Genomic DNA, 19381 nt, shown 5'->3' with positions numbered 1-19381 from the left:
CGGCGGCCAATGGGAAGGTCTTTCACCGTGCTTTACGCAGCAGAGGGCGGCGGGGGTGCCGGCAGCCTGACGCCGATCCTCATGATCGCTCTGCTCTTCGGCGTCATGTACTTCATGATGATCCGCCCCCAGCAGAAGCGCCGCCGCGAGGCGGAGGCCATGCAGTCCGCGCTCGCCCCCGGCGACGAGGTGGTCACGATCGGCGGGCTCTACGGCACGGTCACCGGGGTGGACGACGACACCGTCCTGCTGGAGGTCGCGCCCGGTGTGCAGACCCGGTACGCCCGCCCGGCGATCGCCCGGGTGGTCAGCCAGGCGGAGCGTCCCGCCGAGCCGGCCGCCGAGGACGCGGACGCCGTCAAGGAGTGAGGCGTCGCTCCCGCCCTGGGGCGGCGGTCGCCGGCTCGCGGTGACCGCCGTGCCGGAAGGGGCAGCGGAGACGACGTGAAAACTGGATAGTTGGGCCCGACGGCGGGAGCCGGCACGTCCACGCTCCGCTCGGCGCCCCCGCGCCGCGACGTCGGGGCCCGCGTGCCGGCCCCCGACGCCGGCCCGTCAGGACCGCCGGCCGCACCGGCCGACACCCGCCGCACCAGCGGCGCGACCGTACAGGGAGACAGGACAGCCGTGGCACCACCTCAGGGACAGATGCGCCCCGGACGGCAACTGGCCGTGCTCGGGCTCATCTTCGTCGTCCTCTATCTTTTGGTGTTCTTCGCGGGCGGCGCCAGCGGCAGCCTGAAGGACCGGCTGGAGCCCAAGCTCGGCCTGGACCTCGTCGGCGGCACCCGGCTGACGCTGGAGGCGACCAACACCGTCGACGGCCGGGCCCCGACGGCGGAGAACCTCGAGGAGGCCCGCCAGATCATCGAGAGCCGCGTCAACGCCTTCGGCGTCGCCGAGGCCGAGGTGGTCACCGAGGGCAACCGCAACATCGTGATCTCCCTGCCCGGTGAGAACCGCGACATCACCGAGGTCGGCAGCGCCGCCGAGCTGCGCTTCCGCAAGCTGCTCAAGGCCGCCGACGGCAGCGGCGCGGCCGCCGCCCCGGCGCCGCCCGCCACCCCGGCGCCGTCCGGCAGCGCGACCCCGGCCCCGTCCGGCAGCGCGAAGCCCTCGGCCAGCGCCTCCCCGTCCGGCACCGCCGGGCCGAAGGTGACCCCGTCGGCGAGCGGCGGCCAGGGCGGCATGGCGCCGGCGCCGAGCGCCAGCCCGTCGGCGTCGGCTCCGGCCTCGCCGAGCGCCGCGGCGCCCTCGCCGAGTGCGAGCGGCGAGCCGGTGCCGCAGAGCGTCGAGGAGCAGCGCAAGGCCGTCGAGCAGAAGGTCGGCGCCGCCGCCTGGGCCGCCGCGAGCGGCCTCAAGGCACCGGCCGACCTGGCCACCGACCCGTCGCTGGCGGAGAAGCTCAAGCCGTTCGCCGCCCTCGACCCGCGCGAGGTCGCGGTGCTGCCGGCGCAGATGCAGTTCAACGTGCCGCAGATCAGCTGCGCCCAGCTCGACAAGCGGCCGCCGGCGTCGATCTCCGCCCCCGACCAGCAGGTGGTCGCCTGCGAGGACGGCGCCGCGAAGTACCTGCTCGACCAGGCGAAGGTGCTCGGCACCGACGTGGACGACGCCAACGCGGTGCTCGACCAGACCAGCCAGTGGGTGGTCAGCCTGGACTTCTCCGGCGCCGGCCAGGACAAGTGGACCAACCTGACCCGTGAGGCCTTCAACAACGAGGGCCAGGCCTGCGACGCCACCGCGCTCGGCCAGGACGGCAAGTGCCGCGTCGCCGTCGTGCTGGACAACGAGATCGTCTCCTCGCCCGAGATCCAGGGCGTGCTGACCGGCAACTCGCAGATCACCGGCAACTTCACCCAGAAGGACGCCAGCACCCTCGCCGGCCAGCTCCGCTACGGCGCGCTGCCGGTGACCTTCGAGGAGCAGGAGCAGCAGAACGTCACCGCCACCCTGGGCGCCAGCCACCTGCGGGCCGGCCTCCTCGCGGCGGGCATCGGCATGGCGCTGGTCATCATCTACTCGTTCTTCTACTACCGCCTGCTCGGCTCGGTGATCTTCCTGAGCCTGATCCTCTCGGCGCTGCTGGTCTTCGGCGCGCTGGTGGTGCTCGGCCGGCAGATCGGCTTCACCCTCACCCTCGCCGGCATCGCCGGAATGATCGTCTCGCTCGGTGTGGCGGCGGACTCGTTCGTCATCTACTTCGAGCGGCTCAAGGACGAGATCCGGGAGGGGCGCAGCCCCCGCAGCGCCGTCCCGCGCGCCTGGATCCGGGCCCGCCGGACCATCATCTCGGCCAACGCGATCACGCTGATGTCGGCGGTGGTGCTCTACGTCGTCTCGGTCGGCGCGGTCAAGGGCTTCGCCTTCGCCCTCGGCCTGGCGACCGTGCTGGACCTGGTGGTGGTCTTCCTCTTCCGGCACCCGATCATGACGATGTTCGCCCGCACCCGGGCGTTCCTGTCCCCGCGGGTCAGTGGTCTCGGGCGGGCGCTTCCGGCCCGGACGGCCGACGAGGCCAAGCCCCGCAACCCGCGCGTCAAGGAGGCCTGAGATGGCAAAGAGTGGTCTCGCGAGCCGCCTCTACCGCGGCGAGGCCGGCCTCGACATCATCGGCCGGCGCAAGCTCTGGTTCGCCGTCGCCGGCACGCTGATCCTGCTGGCGGTGCTCAGCTTCGGGCTGCGCGGATTCCACCTCGGCATCGAGTTCGCCGGCGGCAACTCGTTCCAGATCCCGGCCAGCGTCGGCACCATGGAGCAGACCGAGGCGAAGGTCAAAACGGCCCTCGCCACGGCCGGCGACGGCGCCAACGTGGTCACCACGCAGAAGGTCGGCGGCACCGGCGGCGACTTCTACGAGGTGCGCACCACGCAGCTCGACACCGAGCAGGCCAACGCCGTCAAGGTCGAGATCGCCGAGGAGTTCGGCATCGACCCCACCACCATCAGCGGCAACCAGGTCAGCGAGGCGTGGGGCAGCCAGGTCACGTCCCGGGCGTTGCTCGGTCTGGTCATCTTCATCGCGCTGGTGATGGTGTACCTGATCCTGCGGTTCGAGTGGCGGATGGCGGTCGCCGCCGTCTCCTCGCTGATCATGAACCTGATCCTCACCGCCGGCGTCTACTCGCTGGTCGGCTTCGAGGTCACCCCGTCGACGGTCATCGGCTTCCTCACGATCCTGGGCTTCGCGCTCTACGACGTGGTGGTGGTCTTCGACAAGGTGCAGGAGAACACCCGCGGCATCACCGCGAACAACAACCAGACGTATGGCGAGGCGGCCAACCTGGCGATCAACCAGAGCCTCATGCGGTCGCTGAACACCTCGGTGGTGGCGCTGCTGCCGGTCGGTGGTCTGCTCTTCATCGGTGCCGGCCTGCTCGGCGCGGGCACCCTGAAGGACCTCGGCCTGGTGCTCTTCGTCGGTATGGCGGTGGCGTTCCTGACCTCGATCCTGCTGGCCACGCCGCTGCTGGTGCTGCTCAAGAACTACGAGCCGCGGATCCAGGCGCACAACAAGCGGGTGCTGGCCCGCCGGGGCGCCCTGGCGCGCGGCGAGGTCACCCCGAAGGGTGCGTCCGGCTCCGTGGAGGCGGCGGACGAGCCGGTCGACCCCGAGTCGGCGGCGCTGGCCGGCGCCGCGCCGAAGGTGGGCGCGCGGCCGGCCGGGAAGCGGTCGACGGGCGCGCGCGGCAGCCGGCCGTCCGGCGGCGGCAACCGGCCGGGTGGCGGCAAGCGGCGCTGACCTGGGCCGGCGACACCCGGTAGGAATCGAACCGACGGCGTCCTTCATGCTGTGCGAGCAGCAGGGAGGACGCCGTCGTCGTGGAAGGGGAGCGGACTGCCGTGACGGAGACCCACAGCACCGGGGTACGGGGAGACAGCGGCCTGGAGGCCGCGAAGCTGGTGGCCAGCCGGGTGCTCGACGTGCCCGACTTCCCCAAGCCCGGTGTCATGTTCAAGGACCTGATGCCGCTGTTCGCCGACGGTGCGGCGTTCCGCCAGGTGGTCGACACGATCGTCGCGTACCACGGGCGGGACTCGTTCGACGCCGTCGTCGGGATGGAGGCGCGCGGGTTCGTGGTCGCGGCGGCCGTCGCGTACGCGACCGGGGTCGGCGTGGTGCCGGTGCGCAAGGCCGGGAAGCTGCCCCGCCCGGCGTACTCGGCCTCCTACGACCTGGAGTACGGCCAGGCCACCCTGGAGGTGCACCAGGACGCGTTCACGGCCGGGCACCGGGTGCTGGTGGTCGACGACGTGCTGGCCACCGGCGGCACCGCCGAGGCGACGCTGGACCTGGTGGAGCGGGCCGGGGGCACCGTGGCCGGCTTCACCGTGCTGCTGGAACTCGGCTTCCTCGGCGGGCGGGAGCGGTTGTCGCCGCGCCCGGTGCATGCCCTGCTGACCGTTTGAGCACCCCGACCGTCGGGCGGACCCGGTGCGGTCCGTCCGGCGGAGCGGCGGGGCACCGTGCGTGCGGGTAGCATTGCCCTTTGCTGACCGGGCGGGGTCCGTCCGGGCGGCGCGAGACCAGGCCGACCGGCGCACGGTCGGTGTATTCCCGGCGAGCGGTGAGGAGGCCGGTGTCCCACGATGTCGCCCCTCCGGTGGAGGGCACGGTGCACCCGACAGGCGACGCGGACGGCTCGGTGACCGCACGGAACGGTGACGCGCCGACCCGGGGCGCGGGCTCCGGCAACGGCTCCGGCGTGACCGATCCGGCCGACACCGCGCGGTCCGGCGCGACGGCCGGCCCCGCCGGTGGCGCGGGCGCGGCGACCGAGGGGGTCGTGCTCCCGTTCCCCGGCGACGGTGATCCCCTGCCCAGCGCCGGCTTCGCGCTCTCCACCGCGCCCACCGGCCGCCGCGTCCGCGCCAGGCTGGCGCGGTTCAACGCGCCGTGGCAGTCCTCGCAGGTCAGCGAGGTGCTCGAGCCGCTGATCTCGACCCATCGGGACGCCCACCCCAAGGCCGACGCGCGGCTGCTCCAGCGTGCCTTCGACACCGCGGCCCGCTGGCACTCGGGGCAGTACCGCAAGTCCGGCGACCCCTACATCACCCACCCGCTCGCGGTGGCGACCATCCTGGCCAACCTCGGGATGGACACCACCACCCTGGTCGCCGCGCTGCTGCACGACACCATCGAGGACACGGAATACACGCTCGACCAGATGCGCGCCGACTTCGGCGGCGAGGTCGCGCTGCTCGTCGACGGGGTAACCAAGCTCGACAAGGTCAAGCTGGGCGACGCGGCCAAGGCCGAGACGATCCGCAAGATGGTCGTCGCGATGGCCAAGGACCCGCGGGTGCTGGTGATCAAGCTGGCCGACCGGCTGCACAACATGCGTACCCTCACCTTCCTGCCCCGCCCGAAGCAGGAGCAGAAGGCGAAGGAGACGCTGGAGATCCTGGCCCCGCTGGCTCACCGGCTGGGTATGAACACCATCAAGTGGGAGCTGGAGGACCTCGCCTTCGGGACGCTCTTCCCGAAGCGCTACGAGGAGATCAACCGGCTGATCGGGGAGCACCAGCCGCAGCGCGAGGCGCTGCTGCGTCAGGTGACCCAGAAGGTGCAGACCGACCTGAAGGCCGCCAAGATCAAGGCGGAGACCACCGGCCGGCCGAAGCACCTCTACTCGATCTACCAGAAGATGATCGTGCGGGGTCGCGACTTCAACGACATCTACGACCTGGTCGGGGTGCGGATCCTGGTCGACACGGTGCGGGACTGCTACGCGGCGCTGGGCGTGATCCACGCCAACTGGCAGCCGGTGCCGGGCCGGTTCAAGGACTACATCGCGATGCCCAAGTTCAACATGTACCAGTCGTTGCACACGACGGTCATCGGGCCCACCGGCAAGCCGGTGGAGATGCAGATCCGCACGTACGCGATGCACCGCACCGCCGAGTTCGGCATCGCCGCGCACTGGAAGTACAAGGAGCACAAGGGCACCCAGATCGTCGGCCCGCCGGCGCACATCGACGAGATGACCTGGCTGCGCCAGCTGCTGGACTGGCAGCGGGAGGCGGCGGACCCGAGCGAGTTCCTCGACGCGCTGCGCTTCGACCTGTCCAGCCAGGAGGTGTACGTCTTCACCCCGAAGGGTGACGTCATCCCGCTGCCGACCGGGTCGACGCCGGTGGACTTCGCGTACGCGGTGCACACCGAGGTCGGGCACAAGTGCATCGGGGCGCGGGTCAACGGCAAGCTGGTGCCGTTGGAGTCGACGCTGTCCAACGGTGACGTGATCGAGATCTTCACCTCGAAGTCCGACACTGCCGGCCCGACGCAGGACTGGCTGGGCTTCGTCAAGAGCCCTCGGGCGCGCACGAAGATCCGCCAGTACTTCAACAAGGAGCGGCGCGAGGAGGCGATCGAGGCCGGCAAGGACGCGATCGTCAAGGCGATGCGCAAGCAGGGCATGCCCCTGCAGCGGATGCTCACCTCCGACGCGCTGATGGCGATCGCCCGGGACCTGCACCTGGCCGACGTCGCCTCGCTCTACGCCGCGGTCGGCGACAGCCAGGTCTCCGCCCAGTCGGTGGTGCAGAAGCTGATGGCCGCGTACGGCGGCGAGGAGGGCGCGGCGGAGGACATCGCCGAGACCGCCGTCGCCACCCGGCTGCCGCGCAGCCGGCAGAGCAGCGCGGATCCGGGCGTCGTGGTCCGCGGGGTCAGCGACGTGTGGATCAAGCTGGCCCGCTGCTGCACCCCCGTCCCGCCGGACTCGGTCTTCGGCTTCGTGACCCGCTCCGGCGGGGTGAGCGTGCACCGCGACGACTGCGCCAACGCCGAGGACCTGCGGGCGCAGAACGAGCGGGTGGTCGAGGTGAGCTGGAAGCTCACGTCCGCGTCGACGTTCCTGGTCGCCATCCAGGTCGAGGCGCTGGACCGGCACAAGCTGCTCGCCGACGTCACCCGGGTGCTCTCCGACGAGCGGGTCAACATCCTGTCCGCGACGGTCACCACGACGCGCGACCGGGTGGCGGTGAGCCGGTTCAGCTTCGAGATGGCCGACCCGAAGCACCTGGGCCACCTGCTGGCCGCGGTCCGCAAGGTCGACGGCGTCTTCGACGCCTACCGCGTCACCTCCGGTGCCTGACCCACCCACTCCCAACCCCACCCACCCTGCCCCGCTACACACCCACGCCCCTCGCTGCGGCGATCTTGCACTTCGTAGGCCACCCCTCTGCCGGGGCGCAAAGTGCAAGATCACGGGCTGGGGGATGGGGCGGGATAGCGAAGCGCCCGCCGGCGGGGCCGGCGGGCGCTCGTCGTACGGGTGGGCGGTCAGCCCTGGGGGGCGCTCATGGTGAGCTTCTTGATGGTGATCTCCTTCTTCGGGTGACCACCGCCGGCCTGCTGCGCGAACGCCTTGTCGTCGCCCGCCGCCGCGACCTGCTTGACGATGTCCATGCCACCGGTGATGGTGCCCAGGACGGTGTAGTTCGGGTCCAGCGGCGAGTCGCCGTAGACGATGAAGAACTGGCTGCCCGTGCTGCCCGGCTGCGTGGACTTGGCCATCGCGATCACGCCCTCCGGGTAGGGGGGCCGCTTGTCGGTGGGCAGGTTCTCCTCGGCGAGCCGGTAGCTCGGGCCGCCGGTGCCGTCGGTCTCGCGCCAGCCCTTGCCCGTCGCGCTCGGGTCACCGCACTGGAGCACCTTGATGCCCTCGGTCACCAGCCGGTGGCACTTGCTGTTGTCGAAGAAGTTCTTCTCCGCCAGGTGCGTGAAGCTGCCCGCGGTGCAGGGCACGGCCGCCCGGTCGACCTTGGCGGTGATCGGACCGAGGTTGGTGTCGATCGTCATCGTCTGGGTGCCGGTGTTCGACTGCTGCGCGGCCGGCAGCCCGACGTCCTTGATCTGCTTGGTCCGCTGGTCGGCGGGCAGCTCGGTCCACGCGCACTGCACGTGGTCGGCCGCCGGCCCGGCGGTGTCGGTCTTGTCGTCGTCGCCGCCGAGCGTGGTGGCGAGCCACACGGTGCCGGCGATGACGAGCACCAGGACCGACGCGGCTCCCACGATCGCCTGGGTCTGCCGGCGCTTGCGGGCCCTGGCCGCGCGCTCGGCCATCTCCTTCTCGAGCCGGGCGCGCGCCGCCGCGCGCTGCCGCTCTCTGGTGGACGTCACGCCTGGATCCTCCTGGGCTGTCTCGGGCGCGGTCGGTGCCGCTGAGGTTGGTGGGGCGGCCGGGTCAGCCGGCGCTGGGGCTGGCCGCCGGGGCGCCGGACGGCGTCGCCGCCGGGGTCGACGCCCCCTGCGCCACGGGCTCACCGACGGTCAGGCTCTGGACGACCACGTCGTCGTCCTTGGGCTTGACCTTGGCCCCCGTCCCATTGTCCACGGTCGGCTTGGCACCGATCTTCTCCACCACGTCGATCCCGCCGGTGACCCGGCCGATGATCGGGTACTTCGGGTCGGCCGTGGTGAAGTCCTTGAAGAAGATCAGGAACTGGCTCGCGTTGGCGCCCGGCGGGTTGGCGATCATCGCGACCGTGCCCTTCGGGTACGTCGCGGGCTGGCCGGGCGCGGGGCTCGCCGACGGCGACGGCGCGGGCGTGGGGACGTTCTCGTCGTAGAACGAGTACGTCGGGCCGCCCAGCCCGGTGCCGCTCGGGTCGCCGCAGCGCACCGCGCCCTCGGCGGTGATCTCGTGGCACTTGGTGTTGTCGTAGAACGACCGGCTGGCCAGGTGGGCGATGCTCGCCGCGGCGCACGGGGCGGCGGCGAGGTCCAGCTCGACGGTGACCGGGGCGCCCTGGTTGGTCGTGACCGTCATCGGGCGCACGCCGGACGTGGGCAGCCCCTGGGTCGCCGGGGTGCCGACGTCCTTGAGGTTGGTGTTCGCGGTGGCGTCCTGCGGGGTCCAGAGGCAGACCTCCTCGGCGGCCGTGTTCTCCTTCGGGTCGTCGTCGAAGGCGCCCAGCCCCCAGGCCGAGCCGACCACGATCAGCGCGAGGACGACGGTGACGCCGACACCGGCCTGGATCTGCCGGCGACGCTTGGCGGCGGCGGCCCGGCGGGCGAGCTGCCGGTCGAGCTTGGCACGCGCCAGTTTGCGCTGCCGGTCCCTGCTGGAAGCCACCCGTGCTCCCCTTCCTCTACCCTGGTCGTCACCGGTGGTCGGGCGTCCTGCGCCCGTCCGGCGGCAGGTGCGCCACGCCACACGCCCGCCAGAGTGTACGGCTACCGGCTGGGAAAGTGGTGTACGAGGTCCGGGGCTGCGTCTATCGGGACGCGTCACTGTGGCGAACGGGGCCTCCGGGACGGATGCGGCGAACCCGCTCTCGCCGCCGGTTAGGCTGCTGGCAGGACCCGACAGCTCGACGGAAGGGGAGCGGACGTGCTCGTGGCCGGCTTTCCCGCGGACGCCTTCGGCACCAACTGCTACGTGGTCGCCGCCGCGCCGGGGGAGCAGTGCGTGGTGGTCGACCCCGGTATCGGGGTGCTCGACCGGCTCGACGCGCTGCTGGCCGAGCATCGGCTGCACCCGGCCGCGGTGCTGCTCACCCACGGCCACCTCGACCACACGTTCTCGGTCGCGCCGGTCTGCGGCGCCCGCGGGATCACCGCGTACGTGCACCCGGGCGACCGGGAGATGCTCGCCGACCCGGCCAAGGGGCTGTCCGCGGACCTCACCTCGCTCTTCGGCGGGCGGCTGCCGTACACGGAGCCGGAGGACGTCGCGGAGCTGACCGACGGCGCCACGCTCGCCCTCGCCGGGCTGGAGATCACCGTCGACCACGCCCCGGGCCATACCGGCGGGTCGGTGCTCTTCCGACTGCCGGCCGCGGGCTCGCCCTGGGAGGCGGAGCAGCTCTGCCTCTCCGGCGACGTCCTGTTCGCCGGCTCCATCGGCCGCACCGACCTGCCGGGCGGCAGCATGCCGACGATGATCAGCAGCCTGCGGGACAAGATCCTCCCGCTGGCGGACGACACCGTCGTGCTGCCCGGCCACGGCCCGGCGACCACCATCGGCCGCGAACGCGCGACCAACCCGTACCTCATCGAGGTGGCGGGTGGCGACGGCGCGCGACCGGCGGCCCCCGCCCGCGGCCTGTAGCCGGCCGCACCGAGCCTTCGCCCCGCGGCCGCCGACGGCCGCACCAGCCTTCGCCCGCGCGGACCGCGCGGGTCTGCGAACGGAGCATCATGAGCAAGCCCACGCCCATCTCCGGCTTCCCGGAGTGGACCCCCGCCCAGCGGATGATCGAGCAGTACGTCCTCGACCGGATCCGGGACACCTTCGAGCTGTACGGCTTCGCGCCGCTGGAGACCCGCGCGGTGGAGCCGCTGGACCAGTTGCTGCGCAAGGGGGAGACCTCGAAGGAGGTCTACCTGATCCGGCGGTTGCAGGCCGACGCCGACGGCCCGACCGGGGACGACGCGCTCGGCCTGCACTTCGACCTGACCGTGCCGTTCGCCCGGTACGTGCTGGAGAACGCCGGCAAGCTGCAGTTCCCGTTCCGCCGCTACCAGATCCAGAAGGTGTGGCGGGGTGAGCGGCCGCAGGAGGGGCGCTACCGCGAGTTCCTCCAGGCGGACATCGACATCGTCGACCGGGACACCCTGGCCGCCCACCACGAGGCGGAGATGCCGCTGGTGATCGGCGACGCGCTGCGCTCGCTGCCGATCCCGCCGGTACGGATCCAGGTCAACAACCGCAAGATCTGCGAGGGCTTCTACCGGGGCATCGGCCTGACCGACCCGGAGGCGGCGCTGCGCGCGGTGGACAAGCTCGACAAGATCGGCCCGGCGAAGGTGGCCGAGCTGCTCGCCGAGACCGCCGGGGCGAGCGAGTCGCAGGCCAAGGCGTGCCTGGCGCTGGCGGAGATCTCCGCCCCGGACGCCTCCTTCGCCGACGCCGTCCGTGCCCTCGGCGTCACCGACCCGCTGCTGGACGAGGGGATCGAGGAACTGGTCCGGGTGGTCGAGACCGCCGCCGAGCACTCCCCGGGGCTGTGCGTGGCCGACCTGCGCATCGCGCGTGGCCTGGACTACTACACCGGCACCGTCTACGAGACGCAGATGGTCGGCTACGAGCGGTTCGGCTCGATCTGCTCCGGCGGCCGCTACGACAACCTGGCCAGCTCCGGCGCCGCCCGGTTCCCGGGGGTGGGCATCTCGATCGGGGTGACCCGGCTGCTCGGGCTGCTCTTCGGCGCCGGCGCGCTGTCGGTGTCGCGGGACGTGCCGACCTGCGTTCTGGTCGCGGTGACCAGCGAGGAGCAGCGGCCGGTCAGCAACCGGGTGGCCGAGGCGCTGCGTCGGCGGGGCGTGCCGACGGAGGTGTCGCCGAGCGCGGCGAAGTTCGGCAAGCAGATCCGCTACGCCGAGCGGCGGGGCATTCCGTACGTCTGGTTCCCGGGGGCGGACGGGGCCGCCGACGAGGTGAAGGACATTCGCTCGGGCGAGCAGGTCGCGGCGGCGGCGGGGGAGTGGACGCCGCTCCGGGCGGACCTCAAGCCGCTGGTCAGCTGAGACGCTACTGGCGCGTACGGACGATCGGACCTACGGTAGCGTAAGTTACGCCACCGTAGGGAGATCGTCGTGACCGTGCTCAGCCAGACCGCTCTGCTCCTCGAACTGGAGCCCGTCGTCGAGAAGAACCTCGACCGGCACCTGTCCATGGCGAAGGAGTGGTTCCCGCACGAGTACGTCCCGTGGAGCGAGGGGCGCACCTTCGACGGGCCGCTCGGCGGCGAGGCGTGGGCGGAGACCGACTCGACCATCCCCGACATCGCCCGCACCGCGCTCATCGTCAACCTGCTGACCGAGGACAACCTGCCCTCGTACCACCACGAGATCGCCACTCTCTTCGGTCGGGACGGCGCCTGGGGCAACTGGGTGCACCGGTGGACCGCCGAGGAGGGGCGGCACGGCACCGCCATCCGCGACTACCTGACCGTCACCCGGGCGGTCGACCCGGTGGCCCTGGAGCGGGCCCGGATGACGCACATGTCCGCCGGCTACCAGAACGTCCACGACGACGAGGTGCTGCACTCGCTGGCGTACGTCTCGTTCCAGGAACTGGCGACCCGGATCTCGCACCGCAACACCGGCCGGGTCACCGGCGACCCGGCCTGCGAGGCGCTGCTCGCCCGGGTTGCGGCCGACGAGAACCTGCACATGGTCTTCTACCGCAACCTGCTGGCGGCGGCCTTCGAGTTGGCGCCCGGCCAGGCGATGCGGGCGGTCGCCGACGTGGTGTCCGACTTCCAGATGCCGGGCAACGGGATCGAGGGTTTCGCCCGCAAGTCCGTGGCGATCGCCCTCGCCGGCATCTACGACCTGCGCCAGCACCGCGACGAGGTGGTCGTCCCGGTGCTGCGCCAGTGGGACGTCTTCAACGTGACCGGCCTGGACGCCGACGGCGAGGCCGCCCGCGACCAGATCGCCGCCCACCTCGACGACCTGGAGCGCGCCGCGTCCCGCTTCGAGGAGAAGCGCGCGGCCCGCGCCGCCCGCCTCGCCGCCCGCTGACCCGCCGCCCGTCCCGGCCGCCGGGGCTCCGGACGTGGCCGTCGCTGGCTCTCTCGACGACGACCACGCCCGGAGCGTCTCTCCCACTCGCACCCTGCTCCCGCTTCGCCGATCTTGCGCTTCGCGCCGGGGTGAAAGCCGCGACTGCGGCGTGTCGCGGGCCGAAAGTGCAAGATCGGCGCGTCGAGGGGCGGGGGGTGGGGTGGTCAGGCGGGTTGATCCAGGGGGAAGAGGAGGCAGGTCGAGGTGGCGTGGGCGACGAGGCGGGAGCTGGCGTCGAGCAGTCTCGCCTCGGCCAGCGCCGTGCGGCGGCCACGCTGTAGCACGGTGCCCTCGCAGCGCAGGGTGCCGCTCGCGACGGTGACGGGGCGCAGGAACTTCACGTTCAGGTCCAGCGAGGTGTAGCCGATCCCGGCCGGCAGCGTGGTGTGCACCGCGCAGGCCGCCGCCGTGTCGAGCAGGGTGGAGATGACCCCGCCGTGCACGGTGCCGAGCGGGTTGTAGTGGAACTCCTGGGGGACCAGCTCGACGGCCACCCGGCCCTCGTCGGCCTCCATCCGGGACATGTCGACCAGGTGCATGATCGGCGGCGCCGCGAGTTCCCCGGCGATCATCGCGCGGAGCAGCTCTAGGCCGCTGCGCCGGCCGAGGTGCGCGACGTTGATGCCCGGGTCGGACCAGGAGAAGGTGCGGCTGCGCGCCGGGTCCTGCGTCTGTGTCATGGACTCAGCCTGGCAGTGCGTTGCTGAGTCTGTCAATCAGACTTAGCCTGGTGGGCATGAGGCCCGCGGCACTGGACTGGTCGATCGAGAACTGCACGATCGCCCGCGCGATGGAGGTCCTCGGCGAGCGGTGGACGCTGGTCGTCCTGCGCGAGGTCTTCAACGGCATCCGCCGCTTCGACGACATGCGCGTCCGCACCGGCATCCCCCGGCAGGTGCTCACCAACCGGCTGGCGATGCTGGTGGAGCGGGGCGTGCTGCGGCGCGAGCCCTACCGCGAGCCGGGCAGCCGGGTGCGCCACGAGTACCGGCTGACCGACATGGGGCTCGACCTGTGGCCGGTGCTGGTCGCCGTCCTCGGCTGGGGCGACCGCTACCTGGCCGACCCGGCCGGCTCGCCGTTGACCGTCGCGCACCGCGACTGCGGCGCCGAGGTGCGCGTCGAGCTGCACTGCGAGCGCGGCCACGAGGTGGCCCGGCCCCGCGACGTGGTGCCGCGCCCGGGGCCCGGGGCGCGCCGCCGCGTCGGGTGAGCGCGCGGCGACGCGCGGACGGTGGTCGCCGCCCGCGCGTCGGCTCCGCGCGCTACCAGCCGAAACCGGCGGCGTACGAGACGCTCGCGAGGACCTGCTGCCCGCTGGTGTTGGGGTGGAAGTAGTCCCAGCTGGAGAGCTGGCTGAGGGTGAACGGGTAGCCGAACACGGCGTTGTCGTCGAAGTCGCAGTTCGGGCCGTACGCCGCGCAGGCCTGGGCGAGCTGGGTGTTGTAGTCGACCACCCGCTGGCGTACCCGGTTGCGTCGGTCGACGTCCGCCTGGGCGGTGGAGGTCGGGTTGGCGAGCATCGACTGGCAGATGCCGAACAGGGACCAGGCGCTGCGGGCGCTGCCGCTGTCCTTGCCGACGGACCAGAGCCGGTGGATGTCCGGCACGCTGATCAGCTGCACCCGGGCGTTGGGCAGCCCGGACTTGAGGCGGTTGAGCGCGGCGTCGATGTTGGCCCGGTAGGTGGCCACCGAGGTCATCCCCGCCTCCGTGCTCGTGCAGGCGTCGTTGGCGCCGATCAGCATGGTGACGTAGCCGACGCCCTGGCTGACGGCGGTGCCGGCCTGGCCGTACATGTCGGCGGACTTCGCGCCGCTGCGCGCGTCGTTGTGGTTGCGACCGTCGATGGCCGCGTTGGTCGCGCGGATGCGCAGGTAGTGACTGTTCACCGTCGAGTAGTCGCCGGTGCTGAAGGACCGGGAGGTGCAGTCGCTGTACCAGCCGCAGGCGTTGAAGCCGCGGGTGATCGAGTCGCCGAGGCTGGCCATCGAGGTCGGGGGCGGGCCCGGGTCGGCGGCGGCCGGGGTGGCGGCCGGCAGGACGAGGGCGGTGACTGCGGCGAGGGGGACGAGCATCCGTCGGATGAGGTTCACGGTGGCCTCCGGGGGTGGCGGGTGCCGAGGGTGGTGGAGCGGTGAACAGAGCGTATAGACGGACGTCTGTGTCCACAATGTTTCGGACTGGTGACGGCCGCAGCCGGGGCGAAAAGGACAAAGCTGGGTCTTGCCTACGATCTTAAATATGTGAATACTTCAGTCAGTCCGGCCGATTGCCCCAGATCGGCCGGCATGGTCCCGGCCCCTCGCCCCGACGGGGGGCCAGTCGTCCCCTCCCTGGAGGTTGTTGCATGCGACCCACGAGGTCCTCGCTCCGTCGCGCCGCCACCATCGCCGCCGCCGGAGCCCTGGTCGCCGGCTCGCTGATCGGCGCGCCCGCCCAGGCCGCGCCCGCGTTTGCCTCTCCGGACGCCGCCGCCGGCCTGGCCGAGCGTCTCGGCGACCGGTCCGCCGGCACGTACGCCGACGCCAGCGGCAAGATGGTCGTCACCGTGACCGACGCGCTCGCCGCCCGGCAGGTCGCCGCCGCCGGCGCGACCCCGAAGATCGTCAAGCGCGGCGCCGGCGAGCTGGCCCGGGCCACCGCCGAGCTGGACCGCTCCGCGAAGATCCCCGGCACCGCCTGGTGGACCGACCCGGCCACCAACCAGGTCGTCGTCTCCGTCGACAGCACCGTGACCGGCGCCAAGCTCGAGCGCGTCAAGGCCGCCGCCGCGCGGATGAACGGCGCCATCCGGATCGAGGCCGAGGCCGGCGTGCTGAGCACCCGGATCTCCGGCGGCCAGGCCATCTACGCCGGTGGCGGCGGTCGCTGCTCCCTGGGCTTCAACGTCCGCAGCGGCAGCACCTACTACTTCCTGACCGCCGGGCACTGCACCAACATCTCGTCGAGCTGGTACTCGAACTCGTCGCAGACCGCCTACCTGGGCGCCCGCGCCGGCACCAGCTTCCCGGGCAACGACTACGGCATCGTGCGCTACAGCAGCACGACCGCCCAGCCCGGCAACGTCTCCCTCTACAACGGCAGCTACCGCGACATCACCGCCGCCGGCAACGCGTACGTCGGCCAGTCGGTGCAGCGCTCCGGCAGCACCACCGGCCTGCGCGGCGGCTCGGTGACCGCGCTCAACGCCACGGTGAACTACGCCGAGGGCTCGGTCTCCGGCCTGATCCGCACCAACGTCTGCGCCGAGCCGGGCGACAGCGGCGGCTCGCTGTTCAGCGGCTCCACCGCCCTGGGCCTGACCTCCGGCGGCAGCGGCAACTGCAGCTGGGGCGGCACGACCTACTTCCAGCCGGTCACCGAGGCGCTGAGCCGCTACGGCGTCAGCGTCTACTGACGATCGCACGGCAGCGGGCCGCCGGGTGATCCGGCGGCCCGCTCGCGTGTGCCCCGGCCCGGTTCGCCGGACTGGACCGGGCCGGCCGGGGTACGTTCCGGTCGGTGAACGCCCCCGCGACCTCGCCCGCCGACGTGGCCCCCTCCGCCTGGGCCCCGCTGCGGCTCGCCGCGTTCCGCAGCCTCTGGCTGGCGGTGCTGGCCAGCAACGTGGGCACCTGGATGCAGACGGTCGGCGCCCAGTGGCTGCTCGTCGACGAGGCCAACGCCTCGACGCTGGTGTCGCTCGTGCAGACCGCCAGCATGCTGCCCGTGCTGCTGCTCGCCCTGCCCGCCGGCGCGCTGGCCGACACCCTCGACCGTCGCCGCCTGCTGATCGGGGTGCAGTGCTTCCTGGCGGCCGTCGGCGTCCTGCTGACCGGCCTCACCGCCGCCGACCGGATGCCGCCGGCGCTGCTGCTCACCCTGACCTTCGCGCTCGGCGTCGGCCAGGCGCTGACCCTGCCGGCCTGGCAGGCGGTCATTCCCGAACTGGTGCCCCGGTCGCAGCTCGTCTCGGCCTCGGCGCTCGGGTCGATCAGCGTGAACCTGGCGCGCTCGGTCGGGCCGGCGGTGGCCGGCGTGCTGGTGGCCCGGGCCGGCGTCGCCACCGTCTTCGCCGTGAACGCGGTGTCGTTCGCCGTCTTCGCGCTGGCCCTGCTGCGCTGGCGGCCGGCACGGCCCGACGGCGACGACATGCCGGAGCGGTTCACGGCGGCGCTGCGTGCCGGCGGCCGGTACGTGCGGCACTCGCCGGTGGTCCGCCGGATCCTGCTGCGGGCGGCGCTGTTCGTGGTGCCCGGCAGTGCCCTGTGGGCGCTGCTGCCCCTGGTCGCCAGCCGCCGCCTGCACCTCGGCGCGGGCGGGTACGGCGTGCTGCTGGCCGCCCTCGGCGTCGGCGCGGTGGCCGGCGCCCTCGTGCTGCCCCGGATCCGGCAGTCGCTCACCACCAGCCGGTTGCTGCTGCTGGCCGGGCTGGTCTACGCCGCCGTCCTGGCGGTGCTCGCCCTGGCGCCGGGGCCGGTGCCGGTCACCCTGGCCCTGGTGCCCGCCGGGATGGCCTGGATGACCGTGCTGTCCAGCGTCAACGCGGCGATGCAGCTCTTCCTGCCCGGCTGGGTACGCGCCCGCGGGCTCTCGGTGTACCAGATGGTCTTCGCCGGCGGGCAGGCGCTCGGGGCGGTCGCCTGGGGCGCGCTCGGCGAGGTGACCGACCTCGTGGTCGCGCTCGCCGTGGCCGCCGGGACGATGGCGGTCGGCGCGGCGACCGTGCCGCTCTGGCCGCTGCGCGACACCCGGGGCGTCGACCGCGATCCGGCGGTGTGGTGGCCGGAGCCGCACCTGACGCTGCCCGCCGACCCGCGTACCGGGCCGGTGCTGGTGACCGTCTCCTACACGGTGCCGCCCGAGCGGCAGGCGGAGTTCGTCGAGGCGATGCGGCTGGTGGGGCGGTCGCGGCGGCGTACCGGGGCGATGCGCTGGGGGTTGTACCGCACGGGGGAGCGGGAGCACGGCTTCGTCGAGGTCTACCAGGTGCCGTCCTGGGAGGAGCACCTGCGCCAGCACGGCGGGCGGCTGACCGGCGCCGACCGCGGGGTGGAGGAACGCGCCCGGACGCTCACCGTCGGGGAGATAGTGGTGAACCACCTGCTCCCCGCCGACCCGCGCGACTGACCGGTCGCGGGACCAGCCGGTCCGCCGCCCGCCTCAGCGGCTGAGGCCGGCGTCGGCGAGGACGGCGACGCCCCCGCCGAAGTCGCACTCCACGGTCAGCGTCAGCAGGTCGCCCCCCTCCACGGTGAACGACAGCGGCTGCGCCGGTCGGGACATCGTCGTCGTCCGGCCCGGCCGGGGCTGTCGGGTCAGGGTGTCGTCGGGCTCCCGGACGGTCACCACGGCGCTGATCCGTACGGCCGACTCCGGGTCCTCATCCGGCGGGTACCAGGCCCGGAAATTGGCGGAGAAGTCCAGGTAGCGACGCTTGAGCGGGTAGCTGACCGACCGGCTCCGGTCCTCGCCGTCGTTGGTCGGGCAGGAGAGCACGACCGGATGCGGCAGGTCGGAGCGACCGGTCAGCGCGCGCGGCAACGGTTGCAGGTACGGCCCGCCGGTCTCGGGCGTCAGCGTGTCGAGGTACGTCCGGCCGGCGGATCCGGTGGGGGCCGCGGAGGTGGTGGCGACGGGTGGCGCGGCGGTGGCACCGGTCGTGGCCAGGCTGGGGCTGGGCGGTGGCGTGGCCGCTGGTCCCTGGCCCTGCCGGGGCCACTGCCAGGCGAGCACGGCGACGAGCAGGCTGGCCAGACCGATCGCGGCGCCGATCTTCTCGCCGGGGGTCAACCCCCGCCGTCGGCGGGCGGAATCCGCGCCGGTCACCGGCTCGGTCATGGGGGTCTCACCTGCGCAAGATCGGTGGGGGTGGTTCATTATCCCGGCTCACCCGTGACGAGGTGATCCCGTTGGGTGACGGGTTGCCGACAGCGATCTTGACAACTTTCTGCGATAAATGCGCCCCGTGTCCGGCCGATGACCGTCCCGACGTGAGGAGCCACGACATGACCTCCGACCAGCAGGGCGCCCCGGTGTCGCCGTCCTCCGGCCCGGCCGGTCCGGGAGCGCCGAAGTCGAGCGGCGGCAGCCGCTGGCCCCTGGTCGCGGCCGGCGCGGCCGTGCTGGCCCTCGTCCTGGGGCTGCTGGCCACGGCGCTGTCGCTACGGGCACTCGACCAGGCCAACGACGCCCGGGACATCGCCCGGGCGGCCGGCGCGGGGCGGCCCCTCGACCCGCCGCCGGGCCCGGGCGAGCCGACGAACGAGTCGACCACGCCGGCTCCGGAACAGACGGGGGCGGAGTCGCCGTCCGGGCCGACGCCCGGCGGGAGCGGCGAACCGTCACTCAACCAGCAGACCCGCTACACCGACAAGTACGTCGGGGAGGAACTCACCCTGCGGGCGGGCTGCGACAGCTACGTGGACATCGACCTCGACAAGCCCGAGGTGCGGGTCAGCGACGGCGAGGAGATCCGGTTCACCGCCCGCTGCGGGGGCAACTCGTCGTACTTCAACCTGACCAGGGGCACGAAGGGCAGTCAGGTCGACAGCGCTTCGCTCGGCGCCGCCGACTGCAACGACCGGATCGACAAGGGCCCCATCGGCCCGGACATCAACGTCCCCGCCCGCAAGGGCGTGGCGATCTGCATCAAGACCTCCCTGGGTGATGCGAAGGAGCGCGGCGACACCTGGAAGATGGCCCTGTTGCAGGTCACCGACGTCGGCGACGACGGCACGGTGGTGGTGACCGTGCGGGCCTGGGACATCCCGCTGTAGGGCGGAAGCGCGTCCGCGTCGGCGGTGGCCGTCCCCGCCTTCCTCACCCCGCAACGGTGCTCCGGGGAAGGCTGACAGAATGCCAGGGGTAACGGTG

The 19381-nt window shown here is 72.6% G+C and carries 17 protein-coding genes; 12 read left to right on the top strand and 5 right to left on the bottom strand.

Annotated elements, in window-relative coordinates; translation table 11 throughout:
- Window positions 1-27: 27 nt before the first annotated feature.
- The 5 genes from yajC (at window position 28) to ABT006_RS21855 (ending at window position 7100) form a co-directional block, all read left to right on the top strand.
- Window positions 28-369 (top strand): preprotein translocase subunit YajC, encoded by a 342-nt coding sequence (gene yajC / locus ABT006_RS21875; RefSeq protein WP_350709039.1) that lies wholly within the window; start codon window positions 28-30, stop codon window positions 367-369.
- A gap of 258 nt (window positions 370-627) precedes the next feature.
- Window positions 628-2553 (top strand): protein translocase subunit SecD, encoded by a 1926-nt coding sequence (secD, locus tag ABT006_RS21870; protein ID WP_350709037.1) that lies wholly within the window; start codon window positions 628-630, stop codon window positions 2551-2553.
- 1 nt (window position 2554) lies between these two features.
- Entirely contained in the window at window positions 2555-3742 is a 1188-nt protein-coding gene (gene secF, locus ABT006_RS21865) for a protein translocase subunit SecF (protein ID WP_350709035.1), read from the top strand.
- Window positions 3743-3843: 101 nt separating this feature from the next.
- Window positions 3844-4410: an adenine phosphoribosyltransferase gene (locus tag ABT006_RS21860; RefSeq protein ID WP_350709033.1), complete on the top strand. Its 567-nt coding sequence runs from the start codon at window positions 3844-3846 to the stop codon at window positions 4408-4410.
- Between the two features lie 194 nt (window positions 4411-4604).
- Complete coding sequence (locus ABT006_RS21855; protein ID WP_350709071.1) at window positions 4605-7100, top strand: RelA/SpoT family protein; 2496 nt, start codon at window positions 4605-4607, stop codon at window positions 7098-7100.
- 188 nt (window positions 7101-7288) lie between these two features.
- Here the strand turns inward: ABT006_RS21855 and ABT006_RS21850 are convergent, their stop codons facing one another.
- Both ABT006_RS21850 and ABT006_RS21845 read right to left on the bottom strand, forming a co-directional pair.
- Entirely contained in the window at window positions 7289-8128 is an 840-nt protein-coding gene (locus ABT006_RS21850) for a peptidylprolyl isomerase (protein WP_350709031.1), read from the bottom strand.
- 64 nt (window positions 8129-8192) lie between these two features.
- On the bottom strand, window positions 8193-9083 hold the full coding sequence (locus tag ABT006_RS21845; RefSeq protein WP_350709029.1) for a peptidylprolyl isomerase: 891 nt from the start codon (window positions 9081-9083) through the stop codon (window positions 8193-8195).
- 258 nt (window positions 9084-9341) lie between these two features.
- On the opposite strand from ABT006_RS21845, the gene ABT006_RS21840 reads away from it, so the two are divergent.
- The 3 genes from ABT006_RS21840 to ABT006_RS21830 all read left to right on the top strand — a co-directional run bounded on the left by ABT006_RS21840 (window position 9342) and on the right by ABT006_RS21830 (window position 12481).
- The gene (locus ABT006_RS21840; RefSeq protein ID WP_350709027.1) at window positions 9342-10061 is read left to right on the top strand and encodes an MBL fold metallo-hydrolase; all 720 of its coding nucleotides are present in this window, start codon (window positions 9342-9344) and stop codon (window positions 10059-10061) included.
- An 89-nt stretch (window positions 10062-10150) separates the two neighbouring features.
- Window positions 10151-11479: a histidine--tRNA ligase gene (gene hisS, locus ABT006_RS21835; RefSeq protein ID WP_350709025.1), complete on the top strand. Its 1329-nt coding sequence runs from the start codon at window positions 10151-10153 to the stop codon at window positions 11477-11479.
- 69 nt (window positions 11480-11548) lie between these two features.
- On the top strand, window positions 11549-12481 hold the full coding sequence (locus tag ABT006_RS21830; protein WP_350709023.1) for an acyl-ACP desaturase: 933 nt from the start codon (window positions 11549-11551) through the stop codon (window positions 12479-12481).
- A 206-nt stretch (window positions 12482-12687) separates the two neighbouring features.
- On the opposite strand, the gene ABT006_RS21825 is transcribed toward ABT006_RS21830, so the two are convergent.
- Window positions 12688-13203 (bottom strand): PaaI family thioesterase, encoded by a 516-nt coding sequence (locus ABT006_RS21825; RefSeq protein ID WP_350709021.1) that lies wholly within the window; start codon window positions 13201-13203, stop codon window positions 12688-12690.
- Window positions 13204-13259: 56 nt separating this feature from the next.
- Here ABT006_RS21825 and ABT006_RS21820 point away from each other — a divergent pair, with 56 nt between their 5' ends.
- On the top strand, window positions 13260-13736 hold the full coding sequence (locus ABT006_RS21820) for a winged helix-turn-helix transcriptional regulator (RefSeq protein WP_350709019.1): 477 nt from the start codon (window positions 13260-13262) through the stop codon (window positions 13734-13736).
- A 52-nt stretch (window positions 13737-13788) separates the two neighbouring features.
- Here ABT006_RS21820 and ABT006_RS21815 read toward each other — a convergent pair whose 3' ends face one another.
- Complete coding sequence (locus ABT006_RS21815) at window positions 13789-14619, bottom strand: SGNH/GDSL hydrolase family protein (protein WP_350709017.1); 831 nt, start codon at window positions 14617-14619, stop codon at window positions 13789-13791.
- 254 nt (window positions 14620-14873) lie between these two features.
- Here ABT006_RS21815 and ABT006_RS21810 point away from each other — a divergent pair, with 254 nt between their 5' ends.
- Both ABT006_RS21810 and ABT006_RS21805 read left to right on the top strand, forming a co-directional pair.
- Entirely contained in the window at window positions 14874-15923 is a 1050-nt protein-coding gene (locus tag ABT006_RS21810) for a S1 family peptidase (protein WP_350709015.1), read from the top strand.
- A 104-nt stretch (window positions 15924-16027) separates the two neighbouring features.
- Window positions 16028-17635, top strand: a complete 1608-nt coding sequence (locus ABT006_RS21805) for an MFS transporter (protein ID WP_350709013.1) — start codon at window positions 16028-16030, stop codon at window positions 17633-17635.
- A gap of 33 nt (window positions 17636-17668) precedes the next feature.
- Here the strand turns inward: ABT006_RS21805 and ABT006_RS21800 are convergent, their stop codons facing one another.
- Window positions 17669-18346 carry a hypothetical protein gene (locus ABT006_RS21800; protein ID WP_350709011.1) on the bottom strand — a complete coding sequence of 226 codons (678 nt, stop codon included), beginning with the start codon at window positions 18344-18346 and terminating at the stop codon, window positions 17669-17671.
- A gap of 167 nt (window positions 18347-18513) precedes the next feature.
- Between ABT006_RS21800 and ABT006_RS21795 the strand changes: the two genes are divergently transcribed.
- The gene (locus tag ABT006_RS21795; RefSeq protein ID WP_350709009.1) at window positions 18514-19284 is read left to right on the top strand and encodes a hypothetical protein; all 771 of its coding nucleotides are present in this window, start codon (window positions 18514-18516) and stop codon (window positions 19282-19284) included.
- Window positions 19285-19381 lie beyond the last annotated feature (97 nt).

The organism is Micromonospora sp. NPDC002717, from assembly GCF_040295705.1.
In the GTDB taxonomy this organism is placed as follows: domain Bacteria; phylum Actinomycetota; class Actinomycetes; order Mycobacteriales; family Micromonosporaceae; genus Micromonospora.
This window is presented reverse-complemented; position numbering and strand designations above follow the sequence as displayed.

Coding starts and splice junctions, on each gene's coding strand:
- hisS (WP_350709025.1), top strand. CDS start 10,151: ATGAGCAAGCCCACGCCCATCTCCGGCTTCCCGGAGTGGACCCCCGCC.
- ABT006_RS21795 (WP_350709009.1), top strand. CDS start 18,514: ATGACCTCCGACCAGCAGGGCGCCCCGGTGTCGCCGTCCTCCGGCCCG.
- secF (WP_350709035.1), top strand. CDS start 2,555: ATGGCAAAGAGTGGTCTCGCGAGCCGCCTCTACCGCGGCGAGGCCGGC.
- ABT006_RS21810 (WP_350709015.1), top strand. CDS start 14,874: ATGCGACCCACGAGGTCCTCGCTCCGTCGCGCCGCCACCATCGCCGCC.
- ABT006_RS21825 (WP_350709021.1), bottom strand. CDS start 13,203: ATGACACAGACGCAGGACCCGGCGCGCAGCCGCACCTTCTCCTGGTCC.
- ABT006_RS21820 (WP_350709019.1), top strand. CDS start 13,260: ATGAGGCCCGCGGCACTGGACTGGTCGATCGAGAACTGCACGATCGCC.
- ABT006_RS21800 (WP_350709011.1), bottom strand. CDS start 18,346: ATGACCGAGCCGGTGACCGGCGCGGATTCCGCCCGCCGACGGCGGGGG.